Consider the following 14,096-nt stretch of genomic DNA (forward strand, 5'->3'; position numbering starts at 1 on the left):
TTCAATTTAATGTTAAAACATATTTATCTAATAAATTTGTTGTGAACGATAATCAAATAGAGAAATTATTTTCAAATAAATTTATTCAAAAATTTTTAATTGATTATCCTACAGCCTCTCAAAAAAATAAAAATAAATTCGATGCACTTGCAATTTCTTTAGCATATTATCTAAAATCTTTTTCCAATGTTAATAAACTACTTGAATATATATGCTTAATTTTTAAACATATCTTTAGTGAAAAAATTATATTAATTATTCCTTTAAATCATAGGGGAGAAATATGGTATGAAAATATAAAAATCTCTGCTAAGAATGAATCTTTAGCAATGCAAGAAGAAATTAATAGTTTTTTTAATAAATTCAATTTTTCTAAAAATTTTAAAATTAAAGAAATTCTAACTTTTGAAAACGCTCTTAAAAATTATTTTAAAGAATATAAAATCACAACAGAAAAATTATTATCTAGAGGGAAGTGTAGAGGATTTATTTACATTTTTAGTAAAGATTTATCTGGCGAATCTATTACTGATGACTATAATTTTAATTTCATCCAAAATTGTCTAGCTGTTGGATTAGAAAATTATTGCTTAATAAAAACAAATAAAAACCATGAAAAGGTAGATAGAGAAATTTCTACAGGAGCTGAAATACAATCTCAATTACTTCCAGATTATTGTCCAATAATTTATGGTGTTGATATCGCTGCCCATTGTAGGCCTGCTCTGCAGTTAGGTGGAGATTATTATGACTTTATGTGTTTAAAGACAAATATCTCAGAAAAAAGAAAAGAAAAAGCTAGATGGGCCTTAGTAATAGGTGACGTTATGGGTAAAGGCATTCCTGCCGGCCTTCTTATGACCATGCTAAGAGGAATGTTACGTGCGGAGGTTCTTACAGGTTTACCACCAGATAGAATTTTGCATGATTTGAATCAATTGGCAATCAATGATTTAGATCTATCCCATAGATTTGTGACTTTATTTTACTCAGATTATGACCCTAGAACGCGAAAAATGAGATTCGCTAATGCAGCTCATAATCCTCCTTTACTTTGGAAAAGCTCAGATCAGCAAATTATTAGGTTAGATTCAGATGGATTTGTGCTTGGACTACAAAAAGATGCCGAATATAATTGTGGAGAAATCAAGCTTGATAAAAATGACTTAGTTCTTTATTACACAGATGGAGTAATAGATACCTCTAACTCTATAGGAGAAAGGTTTGATGAGGAAAGGTTAATTAAAACTCTTACAAAATTATGTAAGCAATCTTATACGTCTCAAGAAATATTAAATAAAATATTTAAAAAATTAGATGATTTTACAGGACAAAATAGACATTTAGAAGATGATGCATCTATGGTTATTTTTCAAATAAGGTAGTTTTTTTTGTCACCTATATAAAAAAATGCTTTATTAGAGATATCTAAAGTTACTTATTGATATGTCAAAAGTTTGGAGCAAAAGATTTGATAAGTCACTTAACCCTTTCATTGAAAAATTTAACGCTTCAATAGGATTTGATAAAAAGCTTGTATTGGAAGATTTAGATTGTTCTATTGCCCATGCAAAAATGCTTGGCAAAACAAAAGTTTTATCCTCTGCTGAAACTTCTCAGATTATTAATGGTCTAGAGAAAATAAAAGTTGACTATTCAGAGGGTAAGTTTTCCCCTAATCCACCTTCTGAAGATATTCACTACTGTATTGAAGAAAAACTAATTAGCATTATTGGTGAAACTGGAAAAAAATTACATACAGGCAGAAGTAGAAATGATCAGGTTGGTACAGATATAAGATTGTGGCTCAGAAAAGAGATTGATAAACTTGAAAATTTAATACTTGATTTGCAAAAATCTTTCTTCTATCTTGCTAAATCAAATATTTATACTTTAATTCCTGGATATACTCATATGCAAAGAGCACAACCATTATCTTTGGCTCATCATTTATTAGCTTACTTAGAAATGTTCCAAAGAGACCGTGAAAGATTTAAAGAAGTAAGAGCAAGAGTCAATACTTGTCCATTAGGAGCTGCAGCATTAGCTGGTACAAAAATAAAAATAGATCGGGACTTTACTGCTGCAGAATTGGGTTTTGAAAAGATTTACAAAAATAGTATTGATGCAGTAAGTGATAGAGATTTTTGTATAGAGTTTGTTTCTGCATCTGCCTTGGCAATGTCTCATTTGAGTAAGATTTCGGAAGAAATAATAATGTGGGTAACTGATGAATTTTCTTTTGCAAAATTAACAGACAAATGCGCTACAGGAAGTAGCTTAATGCCTCAGAAAAAAAATCCAGATGTTCCTGAATTGATAAGAGGTAAGACTGGAAGAGTATATGGACACCTACAAGCTTTGTTGACCATGGTTAAAGGGGTACCTCTTGCATATAACAAGGATTTTCAAGAAGATAAAGAACCAATATTTGATACTGCAGAGACTTTATCTTCTTGTATTAGAGCAATGACTATATTAATTAATGAGGGCATAGAATTTAATATTAAAAATTTAACTGATTCGGTAGAAAATGACTTTTCTAATGCTACTGATTTAGCAGATTACTTAGTTGGAAAAAATGTACCCTTTAGGAGCGCATATCAAGTAGTGGGTGAAATTGTTAAGTATTGCTCAGAGAGAAAAATTTTATTTAAGAATCTTAAAATTCATGAATTTAAAAAATTTCATCCTGAATTCGATGAGGATGTTTTTGCGGATCTTGAACCTTTTAATGTTGTTAAGTCAAGAATTAGTGAAGGTGGTACGGGTTTTGTCCAAGTAGAGAAGGAGGTAAATAATTGGCAAAAAAAATTATTACTTTGAATCTCAATTATTTTTCTACAACAAGGGTATGCTTTGAAGTAGAATATAAGAGTAAATTTAAAACTACAATTAGTAGTTTTAATTAGAAAAAATTTCTTTGTTGAGTTTAAAGTGAGTATTTTTGTTGGCAATTTGCCTTTCCGCGCAGAGCGTGAGGATGTTTTACAGTTATTTTCCCCTTATGGTGAAGTTTTAAATTGTTCTCTTCCTCTAGAAAGAGATACTGGAAGAAAAAGAGGATTTGCATTTGTTGAAATGGCTGATGAATCAATTGAATCAACAGCTATTAATGGCTTGCAGGGTGCAGAGCTTATGGGTAGACCTTTAAGAATTAATAAGGCAGAGCCAAGAGGATCTGGAGGATCTCGAAGAGGAGGAAGAGGTGGCTATGGCGGTGGAAATAATAGTGGTGGCTACGGTGGTGGAAATAATAGCGGTGGCTACGGTGGTGGAAATAATAGCGGTGGCTATGGCGGTGGAAATAATAGCGGCGGCTATGGGGGTGGCTATGGCGGTGGAAATAATAGTGGTGGCTACGGTGGTGGAAATAATAGCGGTGGCTATGGCGGTGGAAATAATAAATCCTCTGGAGCAGAAGGTTGGGAAGACAGAAGCTATGGGGACTCTTCTGAAAATTCTGAATATGAAAGTGGTAGGAGCAGGAGAAAAAGGGGAGTTTCTAATGCGAACAATACTTCAAGTGAGGAAAATTAGTAACCCATTTCTTCAAGCTTTTTCGTTATTTTAAGTAGATAATCAATGTCTAATTCTTTTTTTATAGATTTAATTGAAATTTGATTTCGCCATATTTTTGCCTTTGGAATACCCTCAACTAAATTTATAAGGTGTTTACAGATATCCCAAGATTTTCCTCCATTACTTAAATGTTTTTCAAGGTATGGAATTAATGAGAATATAATTTTTGATGCTGACTTGGGTTTTGTTTTAATTCCATAAATTTTTTGATCAATTTCAGACCATCTTAAGGGATGTTTATATACTGACCGTCCAATCATAACCCCATCAAAATCATTTAAGGCTTTTAATGATTCATCGATATTCGTGAAACCACCATTTATTTCTATTAATAATTCTGGATTTGATTTTTTTAATCTTTTTACTACATCGTAATTTAGTGGAGGTATGGTTCTATTTTGTTTTGGATTAAGACCTTTTAATATTGCTTTTCTTGCATGAACGGTAAATCTGTCTGCGCCAGCATTTGCTGTACATCTTACGAAATTATTTAAATCCGTGAAACTATCATGATTGTCTACACCGATTCTGTGTTTAATAGTAACTGGTAAATTGCAGTTGTTTTTTAAGGATTCTATGCATTTTGCTACTTTTTTAGGATCTTTCATGAGTGAAGCGCCAAAATTTCCAGAACAGACTTTTGAACTTGGACAACCAACATTAAAGTTGATTTCGTCATAACCCCAATCTTCTGCAATTCGGGCAGCTTCTTTAAGGATTTCAGGATTGTCCCCACCAAATTGAATTGATATCGGGTGTTCTTCATTATTAAAATTTAAAAATTTTTCTTTTCTATCCGTATAAATTAAACTTTGCGCCACAATCATTTCTGTATACAAGAGAGCTTCAGAACTTATTTTTCTCATGATCATTCTGAAATGTTTATCAGTACAATCCATCATTGGAGCAATACTTAATTTATGAATATTTTTAATAGAATTAATACTTAAGGAACTCATTATTTTTTATGTTATTTAAATATATGAATCAATTTCTATCAAGAAGAACTTTTATTTTAATTCCTACCATGTCAATTTTAAAAATAATTTTTAAGCCTATGCAAGTATTTGCTTCTTCGCTTGCTTCTAAAGATGATTGGAATTTATCAAAAGAAGAATGGAAATCCAGGCTTAGTCAAGAATCTTATTATATTTTGAGGGAGGAAGGCACTGAAAGAGCTTTTAGTAGTGAACTAAATAATGAAAAAAGAAAAGGGGTTTTTAATTGCGCAGGATGTGATTTGCCGCTTTTTCTCTCGGACAAAAAGTATGACAGTGGCACTGGTTGGCCAAGTTTTTGGAAACCAATTGAAGGATCAGTTGCAACAAAGGTCGATTTCAAATTAATTGTCCCAAGAACCGAATATCACTGTTCTAGATGCGGAGGTCATCAAGGGCATGTATTTAATGACGGGCCACTTCCTACAGGCAAAAGATACTGTAATAACGGCTTAGCATTAAGCTTTGTTCCTGATTAACGGTTTGTGCGGCCTTCCGCAACTTGTTTTGTGCATCACTTTATTGGAAAATAGTTTTATTAATTTTTAGAAAAATGATTGAAAATCAATCAGACAATATTGATATTAAAGAAAATGATGTTTCAAATCAGGATGATGCTCCTGATGATAATTCATCTTTTGAAGATGAAATAATAGAAAATGATGAATTATCTCCACAAAAAACAGAAGAAATAAATACTGAAGAATTAAAAAATACTATATCTATTAATGATGCAAGGTTAGAACAGTTAGAAAAAGAGCACGAAACATTAAAAAATCAATATGTAAGAATCTCAGCAGATTTTGATAATTTTAGAAAAAGGCAGTCTAGAGATCAAGACGATTTAAAAGTCCAACTTGTTTCTAAAACTTTAACTGCAATTCTCCCAATCGTTGATAATTTTGAAAGGGCAAGACAGCAACTTAAACCAGAAAGTGAAGAAGCTCAAACTCTTCATAGAAGTTATCAGGGATTATATAAACAATTAGTAGAAGTTTTAAAACAACAAGGGGTTGCACCGATGAGAGTTGTTGGTCAGCAATTTGATCCAAATTTACATGAAGCTGTATTAAGAGAGCCAAGTGAAGAGCTTAAAGAAGATTTTATTATCGAAGAATTGCAGCGAGGATATCATCTAGAGGGAAAAGTTTTGAGACATGCTTTGGTTAAAGTTTCTATGGGACCTGGCAAACAAAATTCACAAGAGGAAGTAGAAAAGGATAAAGTTGAAGAGGATATTGATTCAGGGGAAAATACTTCTGAAGATGTATAAATTCCAAATTTTTACTTGAGCTTTGTCTAATGGCTGATTTTTACCAAATACTTGGAGTTTCACGAGATGCTGATGCGGATACCTTAAAAAGGGCTTATAGAAAATTAGCAAGACAATATCATCCTGACGTTAATAAAGAACCTGGTGCTGAAGATAAATTTAAAGAAATTGGCAAAGCTTATGAAGCATTAGCTGATCCTGAAACTAGAGCTAGATATGATCAGTTTGGAGAGGCTGGTCTGGGAGGAGCAGCTGGAATGCCTGATATGGGCGATATGGGCGGGTTTGCAGATTTATTTGAAACCTTCTTTAATGGCTTTGGAGGACAAACTCCACAGGGTGGAAGAACTCAAAGAAGAGGTCCTCAGCAAGGAGATGATTTAAGATATGACCTTAATGTTGATTTTAAAGATGCAATATTTGGCCAACAGAGAGAAATTACAATTCCTCATCTTGAGACATGTGAAATCTGTAGGGGAACAGGTGCCAAACCAGGAACCGGACCAAAAAATTGCACAACTTGTGGAGGAAGTGGACAAGTTAGGAGAGCTACGAGAACACCATTTGGAAATTTCACACAAGTAGCTGAATGTCCTTCATGTAATGGAACTGGTCAAATAATCTCAGATCCATGTACAAGTTGTGGAGGTAATGGAGTAAAGCAAGTCAGAAAAAAATTACGAATTAATATTCCTGCAGGAGTTGATACTGGTACTAAATTACGTGTTTCAGGAGAAGGAAATGTTGGTTTGAAAGGAGGCCCACCTGGAGATCTTTATGTTTTTATAAAGGTCAAGAAGGATTCAAAATTGAAAAGAGAAGGTGTTACTATTTACTCAGAAATAGCTGTAAGTTATTTACAGGCTATTTTAGGAGATACTGTTGAAATTACTACCGTGGATGGTAATGTTAATCTAAAGATTCCTAGTGGTACGCAACCAAATACAACTCTCTCACTTGAGAATAAAGGTGTCCCTAGACTTGGTAATCCAGTTGCCAGAGGTAATCATGAAGTTCTAATTAAAGTAAAATTGCCAACTCGTATAACTGATGAAGAACGAGAGCTTTTAGAGGGTTTAGCTTCACAATATTCAGATAAAAATATCAATTCAAGTAGCGGACTTTTTAGTAAATTATTTGGTAAAGAATCTTAATGACTACTTTAAAGCATTTGGATCTTAAATTTGTTCCATGTCCTTTAAATGTCGTCAAGATCAAATTGGCTTTAGAGAAGTTATCCAAAAATGAACAACTTACTGTTGAATTAGATAAAGGTGAACCAGAAGAAATGGTATTAAAAAATTTAAAAGAGATGGGATATTTAATTAAACATATCAAAGAAAATGAAAAATTTATAAAGATAAAAATATTGAATGAAAACTAATAATAAACATTTAGGTTTAGTTACGAAAAAATTTAATGAATTTTATTTGGTTGACTTAAAAAATCAAGAAAACTTTGTAAATTATGACAGATTTTTATGTAAGGTGAAGAAGTCTATAAATTTTAAAGATCAATTAATTTATGTTGGAGACGAAGTAGTAATTGACAATATTGATAGAAAAAGCAAACGCGCATTAATTGCAACTCTAAAAAAAAGAAATAATTTATTAGTTAGACCGTCAGTTGCAAATATTTCTAATATTTATATTATTTTTTCCGTTGAAGAGCCAGAGTTAAATTTATCTCAAGTTAACCGTTTTTTGATATCAGCAGAATCGATGGGAGTTGAAGTGTCATTAGTTTTGACAAAATGTGACTTAATTTCAGATAAAAAAAGATGTTTTTTACTTGATAAATTTGAGGCATGGGGTTATCAACCAATAACTTTAAATTTAAGGAAATCTAATTACTTTAATAAGTTGTTAGCTGAGTTAAAGCAAAAAAAGTGTTCGATATTTATGGGCCCTTCCGGTGTCGGTAAAACTACTTTGCTTAATATGATAATTCCAGGCCTTCAAAATAATACAGCTCCAGTCTCTAAAAAAATTAAGAGAGGGAAAAATACTACTCGAAATGTTGAGTTATTTGCTTTATCAAATCAAAGCTACATTGTGGATACTCCAGGTTTTAATATGCAACCTCCTGAGGTTGATATTAGCTTGTTGCCAAATCTCTATCCGGAAATATATAAACAAGTCATCGATGAAGGAATTAGGTGTAAATTTCGCAACTGCTTACATTTGAATGATGAGGGATGTAATTTAAATAAATCCTTTGAAAGATATTCTTTTTATAAAGAAATGATCGAGTCTTCTAAGATTCACTATTATCAAAACCAGGAAGATTAAGGTTTAATCCTCCAGTCAAATCATTCATTCTTTCTTTCATAGTTGTAGTAGATAATTGATGAGCTTTTTGAATAGCTTGTAAAATGTTTTGCTCTATTGTTTCTTTATCTGAACTTAAAATATTTTCTTGCACTTCTACTTTTAAAGGAAGTTGGTTGCCACTTATCCAGACTTTTACCATTTCATCATCACTTTTTCCCTCAATCTCCATATTTTCAAGTTCATCTTGTAATTTTTGTGCATCTTGTTGAATTTGTTTAGCTTTTTTAAAAGCTTCTGTAAGTTGTCCAAAGTTAGGAAGTCCAAAACCCGCCATTTTAAAAAAAAGTTTCTTTAGTTAGGATAGTCAAAACCAATCATTCTTACTTCCGGTTGCAGATAAATACCTTTTTTTTGTAGTACTTTTTGTTGAATTACAGTTATTAATTCATAAATATCTTTTGAACTTGCTGAAGAAATGTTAATTATAAAATTTGAATGCATTGTAGAAATTTCTGCTCCACCAATTTTAAATCCCTTTAAACCTAAATCATCAATTAATTTTGCTGCATAACTATTTTCAGGATTTTTAAAGACACTGCCAAAACTTGGCAGGTGATATGGCTGGGTTTCTGTTTTAAATTTAAGGTTATTTTTGGTGGTTTGAATTAATTGTTCGAGATTACCATTTGGCTCAAAATTAAGCTTTGCACTAATAATTGCAAAATCATTATTTTGAAAAGAGCTAAATCTATACTCAAAAATGATATCTTTTTTTTCAATTTCACATGTTTCATTAGTTTTATTATTAATAACTTTCACTGAAATAAGATTTTTTGCTAGCGATAAATTACCTGTACCTGCATTCATATAAATTGCTCCCCCTAAAGTTCCTGGAATTCCGACAGCCCATTCTCCTCCTTTTAATCCATTTTTCGCAAGAGAATTAGATAGTGCGGGGAGCATTACACCTGCTTCTGCTTCAACAATTCCTGAATCTGGCTCTATGCTTAATGACTTCATTTTTTTTGTACATATAACTAAACCTTTTATGAAAATATTATTGATTAAAAGATTTGAACCAGCGCCAATTATTTGGCATCTGTGTTTGTTTAAATTAGCCCATTTTATTAGATACGAAAATTCGTCAATGTTTCTTGGCTCAGCAAAATATTCCGCTACTCCTCCCACTTTTATAGTTGTATAACTACTTAAATTACAGTTCTCGCAGAAAATCTTTTTATTCATAAATTAGTAATTTTTTTAATTGTTTTTTTCATTTAAAATTGACCAGAACTTATGACAATCACCTGCTCCCATATTTAAAATTAAATCTCCTTTTTGAGTTAATTCGTAAAAATTCTTTGTAATTTCATGATAATTTTTTATGTAGCTAACATTATTATTTTTTTTATAAATCAGATCAGTGATAATTTTAGAAGTAATTTTATCTTCGTTTCCTTCTCCTGCTCCATAAATACTGGTCACATAAATACAATCTGCTTTTGATAATTCTTCAGCGAATTCTTTAGTAAATTGCTTTACTCGAGAGTATCTATGGGGTTGAAATATGGCTATTAATCTGCTTTTTTGACATTCATTATTATGTTTTTGCTTAATAAATAATCTTCCTAACTTGATCGTCTCTTTTATTTCGTTTGGGTGATGTGCATAATCATCATATAAACGTCTTTCATCTATTTGACCTCTGAATTCAAATCTTTTTTTTGGTAGTTTGAGATATTTTATATTTTTCTTAATTTCTAAAAAATCTATACCTATCATTCTTGAAGCTGCTATTGAAGCAGTGATATTTGATAAATTGTGTAATCCTGGAATTGGAATATTTATAATACTTATAAAATTTCCATTTTCATAATATTTTCCAATCGTATGAGTTTCATTTATTTCAGTTGGGATCAAGGCGTAAGCGACATTCATGGGTGTTTTGTTTGACCACTTACTCTTAGAATAAAAATTATTCCGCGTGATTTCACAATCAAAATTAATTAATAATTTTTTAGAATTTTTAGCGAAATCTTTAAAAGAAGATATAACTTCCCCTAAATCAAAGAAATGATCACAATGGTCAAAATCAATGTTATTAATTATTCCGATATCAGATTTATATCTAATTATTGTGCCATCAGACTCATCGACTTCAGCTACTAAGAATTTTGTATTTTCTAAATGACAATTAGAATTGTAGATAGGAATTATTCCCCCAGTTATTGAAGAGGAATTGTGCGTACATAACTCAAGCAGTGTCGAAAGAAATGTACTGGTTGTTGTTTTCCCATGGCTGCCTGCCACGGCTAATGAAGTATAAGACTCCATTAATAATGCAAGAATCTCGGAACGATGTTTTACTGTTAAATTTTTTTCTCTACAGTACATTAATTCTTTATTTTCTGACTTAATTGCTGTGCTTACAACAAAATTAATCAATTTGTTGTTAAATTTCGAAGTTATAAATTCAATATTTTTTCCATTTTGAGAATTAAAGATAATTACACCTAATTTTTCTAATTTGTTAGTTTCATTGTTTTTAACCAAATCAGATCCTGAAACTGAATAACCTTTTTTCAGTAAACCCATTGCGATTGCTGACATTCCAATGCCACCAACTCCAATAAAATGAAAATGTTTTTTAGGGATTAATTCTTTATCCAATGTTTATCTTTTTCTTAAATTAAAATAACTTTAAAGTTAAATTTTGGTATTTTTTCTTAAAAAAAAATCATTTTTTTTCTTGAATTAATACAAAACTAGACTTATTTGCTTAATAAATCAAAAAAACCTTACGTTATTGCACAAAATTCAGTATGATCAGCAACTTAGGTTAATCTTTTCAGAAATTATTAGTTATGACTTTGCGTGTTGCAATTAACGGGTTTGGCAGAATTGGTCGAAACTTTATGCGTTGTTGGCTCAGTAGAGGTGCTTACACCAATATTGAAGTAGTTGGTATTAACGTAACATCAGATCCTAAGACCAATGCTCATCTATTAAAATACGACTCAGTCCTTGGTCAACTGGATGGTGTTGATATTCAATATACTGATGACACCTTTGTAATTAATAACAAGACAATCAAGTGTTTCTCTGATAGAAATCCATTGAATCTTCCCTGGAAAGACTGGGGTGTAGATTTAGTTATTGAATCAACTGGCGTTTTTAATACAGATGTTGGAGCAAGTAAGCACTTAGAGGTGGGAGCAAAAAAAGTTATTTTAACCGCTCCGGGTAAAGGTGATGGCGTTGGTACTTATGTAGTTGGAGTAAATGCCGATACATATAAGCATAAAAACTATGATATTTTGAGTAATGCTAGTTGTACTACCAACTGCTTAGCCCCAGTTGTAAAAGTTTTAGACCAAACTTTTGGGATTAATAAAGGCTTGATGACTACAATCCATAGTTATACAGGTGATCAAAGAATATTAGATAATAGTCATAGAGATTTAAGAAGAGCCAGAGCCGCTGCTACTAATATTGTTCCAACTTCTACAGGAGCTGCTAAAGCAGTTGCACTAGTTTACCCAGAAATGAAAGGCAAATTGACAGGAATCGCAATGAGGGTTCCTACACCTAATGTTTCCGCAGTGGATTTCGTTTTCGAATCTTCTAAATCTGTCACAAGCGAAGAAGTGAATAATGCGCTTAAGGAAGCATCTTTAGGTTCAATGAAGGGCGTTATTAAGTACGGTGACGAACCTTTAGTATCAAGCGATTATGCAGGTACTAATGAATCATCAATTGTAGATAGTGACCTTACTATGTGTATCGGAGATAATCTTGTGAAGGTTCTTGCATGGTATGACAACGAGTGGGGCTATAGCCAGAGGGTTGTAGACCTAGCAGAGATTGTTGCTAAAAATTGGGAATAATTAAAAGTGCTTAAAAGGTGTATTTTTTAATAATGCACCTTTTTTTTTATCTTGAAATTCTATTGATGCTTTACCATTAGCAAAATAGCCAATTTCGTTAATATTTTTATCTAGTCTAATTAAATTCGTTGCCCATTTTTTGGGTAATGAGAAAACTAATTCGTAATCTTCACCTCCAAAAAAATAATATTCATCCCATTTTTCTCCCTTTGGCCAATCTTTATCTTTGGGTATTTTTTCATAATTCAAAATTGCTTTACATTTGCTAGCGATTGCTAAATCCTGCACCGCTTGAAAAAGCCCATCACTGCTATCAGTACAACCTAATTTGTTTATTTTTTTATTGGAGCGAGTTTTAAGGAGATTTTTCAGAAAATATGGGTAAACTTTAGGGCGGCAAAAATGTTGGATGGACTTTTTGATTAATCTTTCATTAAGAGAAATATTATTATCGAAATTTATTTTACTTTGAATCATAAATCCTAATTTGCTAAGACCATGAATTCCTGTAGTTAAGATAATATCGCCTGGTTTACAGGCATTTCTTCGTAATTCAAGTTCACCTTGAATCCCAAAGGCTGTTATTGATATAGTTTTTTGATTTCCCTTTGAGCAATCTCCCCCAAGAATTATCCCACCATATTTTTTTAAAGCTTTATTTATTCCTTTATACAATTCTTCAACCCAAAACCATTCAGTTTTAGCAGGTAATATTAGGCTTATCGTAATACCTAAAGTTTTTTTACTACCACTAGATAATAAGTCAGAGATGTTGCTTACAACTGCTTTCCATCCAAGGTCTTTAGGGCAAATGATTAGGTCATTGAAATGAATATTTTCAACTAAAGAATCATTATTGATAAGTAAGTCATCATTTTTAGTTTTGATTAAAGCACAATCATCTGAAATTTGATTTTTAGGCATAAATTTTCTAAGCCTATTAATTAATTCCTTTTCTCCTATATTTTCTAATGTTTCTTTATGCATTTAATTTGAGGTTTTCAATCCCTTCTAAAACATTAATTGAGATTATTGTGTCATCTTTGGTTAGCTCTTCTAATACATCAAAACCATCTACTACATAACCAAAGGCAGCATTCCTTCCATCAATTAAATTTCGACCTGCTGGATTCAATTCTGCTTCATATAAAAAGAAGAAAAATTGCGATGAGCCATCATCAACTGCCGTATTTGAATGAGACCACCCTAGAGTTCCAAGAGTTGCGAAAGGTAATGTTGGTGTTTCAGTGTAAAAGCCTAAATCTTCAAAAGTTTGATTATAAAAAGTGTCCGTTTCATCAGGAATTCTAATTTCTAAAGGAACGTGACGTTCTTCATTTGTTACAGGATCTACGTAACCAATTGCTTCACCTAATGGATCGCCTGTTTGCAGAACAAAAAATTCTTCTGCTCTATTGATAGGTAAATCTTCGTAGAAATTTTTTGAAGATAAATCAATAAATGCCCCTGAGGTAAGAGGAGCGTTGTATCCATCTACAATTGCTTTCATGTCTCCTTTGGAGGTTTTTATATTAACTGTTGCTCTGCCAAGTAATCTTGGTAAGCTATCAAATTCTTCAGGAATAGAGTAAGGAAATTGACTTGGTAGAAAATATTCTTCTAATCCACCGATTTTATCTAAAGCCTCTTTTCGGGTAGCTATAAATGAGAACTTGTTTTTAGATTTAGCTTGATCTTGAAGAGTTTCAAGATTTTCTTTGAGCTCTAAAAAAGTTTTTTCAGCAATTTTCTTCTTATCACTTGGTAAATCTTGAATAATTTTATTTTGGTATTTTTTTAGTAAAGATTGACATTTTGTAACAGTTTTTGTTAGAGCAGGCCATCTTCCGCCTCGTACAAGGTCACTAGTGTCTTCTAATTTATGTTGAATTTCTTGCAATTCAACTTGCTTGATAGGCAGTGCGTTTCTAAGGATTGCATTAGGGTCTTTTACCGCATTTCCAGTGGGTAAATCAGCGAGAACTTGAGTCGGTTTAAAGAGAAAAACCTGTAAAATTCCGATTGTTAGAATTAATAAAAGTTTGTTCTGATTTGATAAGAATTTTTGCATAGCACTCTTGCA

15 protein-coding genes are annotated in these 14,096 nt (G+C 31.8%); 9 read left to right on the plus strand and 6 right to left on the minus strand.

All coding sequences use genetic code 11. The features are described 5' to 3' along the window. Window positions 1-41 precede the first annotated feature (41 nt). The 3 genes from JJ844_03660 (at window position 42) to JJ844_03670 (ending at window position 3,540) form a co-directional block, all read left to right on the plus strand. Window positions 42-1,385 carry a serine/threonine-protein phosphatase gene (locus JJ844_03660; protein MBO6974772.1) on the plus strand — a complete coding sequence of 448 codons (1,344 nt, stop codon included), beginning with the start codon at window positions 42-44 and terminating at the stop codon, window positions 1,383-1,385. 61 nt (window positions 1,386-1,446) lie between these two features. Continuing rightward, window positions 1,447-2,826: an argininosuccinate lyase gene (gene argH, locus JJ844_03665; protein ID MBO6974773.1), complete on the plus strand. Its 1,380-nt coding sequence runs from the start codon at window positions 1,447-1,449 to the stop codon at window positions 2,824-2,826. A 111-nt stretch (window positions 2,827-2,937) separates the two neighbouring features. Further along, entirely contained in the window at window positions 2,938-3,540 is a 603-nt protein-coding gene (locus tag JJ844_03670) for an RNA-binding protein (protein ID MBO6974774.1), read from the plus strand. On the opposite strand, the gene dusA is transcribed toward JJ844_03670, so the two are convergent. Beyond that, window positions 3,537-4,541, minus strand: coding sequence for a tRNA dihydrouridine(20/20a) synthase DusA (gene dusA, locus JJ844_03675; GenBank protein ID MBO6974775.1), 1,005 nt, complete (start codon window positions 4,539-4,541; stop codon window positions 3,537-3,539). The two genes, JJ844_03670 and dusA, sit on opposite strands and share 4 nt — an antisense overlap. Before the next feature lie 23 nt (window positions 4,542-4,564). Here dusA and msrB point away from each other — a divergent pair, with 23 nt between their 5' ends. The 5 genes from msrB to rsgA all read left to right on the plus strand — a co-directional run bounded on the left by msrB (window position 4,565) and on the right by rsgA (window position 8,144). Then, window positions 4,565-5,059 (plus strand): peptide-methionine (R)-S-oxide reductase MsrB, encoded by a 495-nt coding sequence (gene msrB, locus JJ844_03680; GenBank protein MBO6974776.1) that lies wholly within the window; start codon window positions 4,565-4,567, stop codon window positions 5,057-5,059. 74 nt (window positions 5,060-5,133) lie between these two features. Then, entirely contained in the window at window positions 5,134-5,853 is a 720-nt protein-coding gene (gene grpE / locus JJ844_03685) for a nucleotide exchange factor GrpE (GenBank protein MBO6974777.1), read from the plus strand. A 29-nt stretch (window positions 5,854-5,882) separates the two neighbouring features. Continuing rightward, window positions 5,883-7,007 (plus strand): molecular chaperone DnaJ, encoded by a 1,125-nt coding sequence (gene dnaJ / locus JJ844_03690; protein ID MBO6974778.1) that lies wholly within the window; start codon window positions 5,883-5,885, stop codon window positions 7,005-7,007. Then, entirely contained in the window at window positions 7,007-7,237 is a 231-nt protein-coding gene (locus JJ844_03695; GenBank protein MBO6974779.1) for a sulfurtransferase TusA family protein, read from the plus strand. Before dnaJ ends, JJ844_03695 begins: the two co-directional genes overlap by 1 nt. Continuing rightward, the gene (gene rsgA, locus JJ844_03700) at window positions 7,227-8,144 is read left to right on the plus strand and encodes a ribosome small subunit-dependent GTPase A (GenBank protein MBO6974780.1); all 918 of its coding nucleotides are present in this window, start codon (window positions 7,227-7,229) and stop codon (window positions 8,142-8,144) included. Before JJ844_03695 ends, rsgA begins: the two co-directional genes overlap by 11 nt. Here the strand turns inward: rsgA and JJ844_03705 are convergent. From JJ844_03705 to murC, 3 genes are read right to left on the minus strand one after another with little or no spacing between them, the layout of a single operon-like run. Beyond that, a complete protein-coding gene (locus JJ844_03705; GenBank protein ID MBO6974781.1) occupies window positions 8,110-8,460 on the minus strand; it encodes a YbaB/EbfC family nucleoid-associated protein in 351 nt (116 codons plus the stop codon). The two genes, rsgA and JJ844_03705, sit on opposite strands and share 35 nt — an antisense overlap. A gap of 17 nt (window positions 8,461-8,477) precedes the next feature. Then, window positions 8,478-9,371: a UDP-N-acetylmuramate dehydrogenase gene (gene murB, locus JJ844_03710; protein MBO6974782.1), complete on the minus strand. Its 894-nt coding sequence runs from the start codon at window positions 9,369-9,371 to the stop codon at window positions 8,478-8,480. 15 nt (window positions 9,372-9,386) lie between these two features. Beyond that, window positions 9,387-10,796 carry a UDP-N-acetylmuramate--L-alanine ligase gene (murC, locus tag JJ844_03715; protein MBO6974783.1) on the minus strand — a complete coding sequence of 470 codons (1,410 nt, stop codon included), beginning with the start codon at window positions 10,794-10,796 and terminating at the stop codon, window positions 9,387-9,389. A gap of 194 nt (window positions 10,797-10,990) precedes the next feature. Between murC and gap the strand changes: the two genes are divergently transcribed. Beyond that, window positions 10,991-12,013: a type I glyceraldehyde-3-phosphate dehydrogenase gene (gene gap, locus JJ844_03720; GenBank protein ID MBO6974784.1), complete on the plus strand. Its 1,023-nt coding sequence runs from the start codon at window positions 10,991-10,993 to the stop codon at window positions 12,011-12,013. On the opposite strand, the gene thiL is transcribed toward gap, so the two are convergent. Together thiL and JJ844_03730 are read right to left on the minus strand one after the other, a co-directional pair. Continuing rightward, window positions 12,014-13,000, minus strand: a complete 987-nt coding sequence (gene thiL / locus JJ844_03725; GenBank protein ID MBO6974785.1) for a thiamine-phosphate kinase — start codon at window positions 12,998-13,000, stop codon at window positions 12,014-12,016. After that, window positions 12,993-14,084 carry a peptidylprolyl isomerase gene (locus JJ844_03730; protein MBO6974786.1) on the minus strand — a complete coding sequence of 364 codons (1,092 nt, stop codon included), beginning with the start codon at window positions 14,082-14,084 and terminating at the stop codon, window positions 12,993-12,995. Before JJ844_03730 ends, thiL begins: the two co-directional genes overlap by 8 nt. Window positions 14,085-14,096: the final 12 nt, after the last annotated feature.

The sequence above is a fragment of the Prochlorococcus marinus CUG1435 genome, assembly GCA_017644375.1.
GTDB lineage: Bacteria > Cyanobacteriota > Cyanobacteriia > PCC-6307 > Cyanobiaceae > Prochlorococcus_A > Prochlorococcus_A marinus_AH.

Excerpts from the sequence above, each read along its gene's own strand:
- argH (MBO6974773.1), top strand. The coding sequence starts at position 1,447 with ATGTCAAAAGTTTGGAGCAAAAGATTTGATAAGTCACTTAACCCTTTC.
- dusA (MBO6974775.1), bottom strand. The coding sequence starts at position 4,541 with ATGAGTTCCTTAAGTATTAATTCTATTAAAAATATTCATAAATTAAGT.
- msrB (MBO6974776.1), top strand. The coding sequence starts at position 4,565 with ATGAATCAATTTCTATCAAGAAGAACTTTTATTTTAATTCCTACCATG.
- grpE (MBO6974777.1), top strand. The coding sequence starts at position 5,134 with ATGATTGAAAATCAATCAGACAATATTGATATTAAAGAAAATGATGTT.
- dnaJ (MBO6974778.1), top strand. The coding sequence starts at position 5,883 with ATGGCTGATTTTTACCAAATACTTGGAGTTTCACGAGATGCTGATGCG.
- JJ844_03695 (MBO6974779.1), top strand. The coding sequence starts at position 7,007 with ATGACTACTTTAAAGCATTTGGATCTTAAATTTGTTCCATGTCCTTTA.
- rsgA (MBO6974780.1), top strand. The coding sequence starts at position 7,227 with ATGAAAACTAATAATAAACATTTAGGTTTAGTTACGAAAAAATTTAAT.
- JJ844_03705 (MBO6974781.1), bottom strand. The coding sequence starts at position 8,460 with ATGGCGGGTTTTGGACTTCCTAACTTTGGACAACTTACAGAAGCTTTT.
- murB (MBO6974782.1), bottom strand. The coding sequence starts at position 9,371 with ATGAATAAAAAGATTTTCTGCGAGAACTGTAATTTAAGTAGTTATACA.
- gap (MBO6974784.1), top strand. The coding sequence starts at position 10,991 with ATGACTTTGCGTGTTGCAATTAACGGGTTTGGCAGAATTGGTCGAAAC.
- thiL (MBO6974785.1), bottom strand. The coding sequence starts at position 13,000 with ATGCATAAAGAAACATTAGAAAATATAGGAGAAAAGGAATTAATTAAT.
- JJ844_03730 (MBO6974786.1), bottom strand. The coding sequence starts at position 14,084 with ATGCAAAAATTCTTATCAAATCAGAACAAACTTTTATTAATTCTAACA.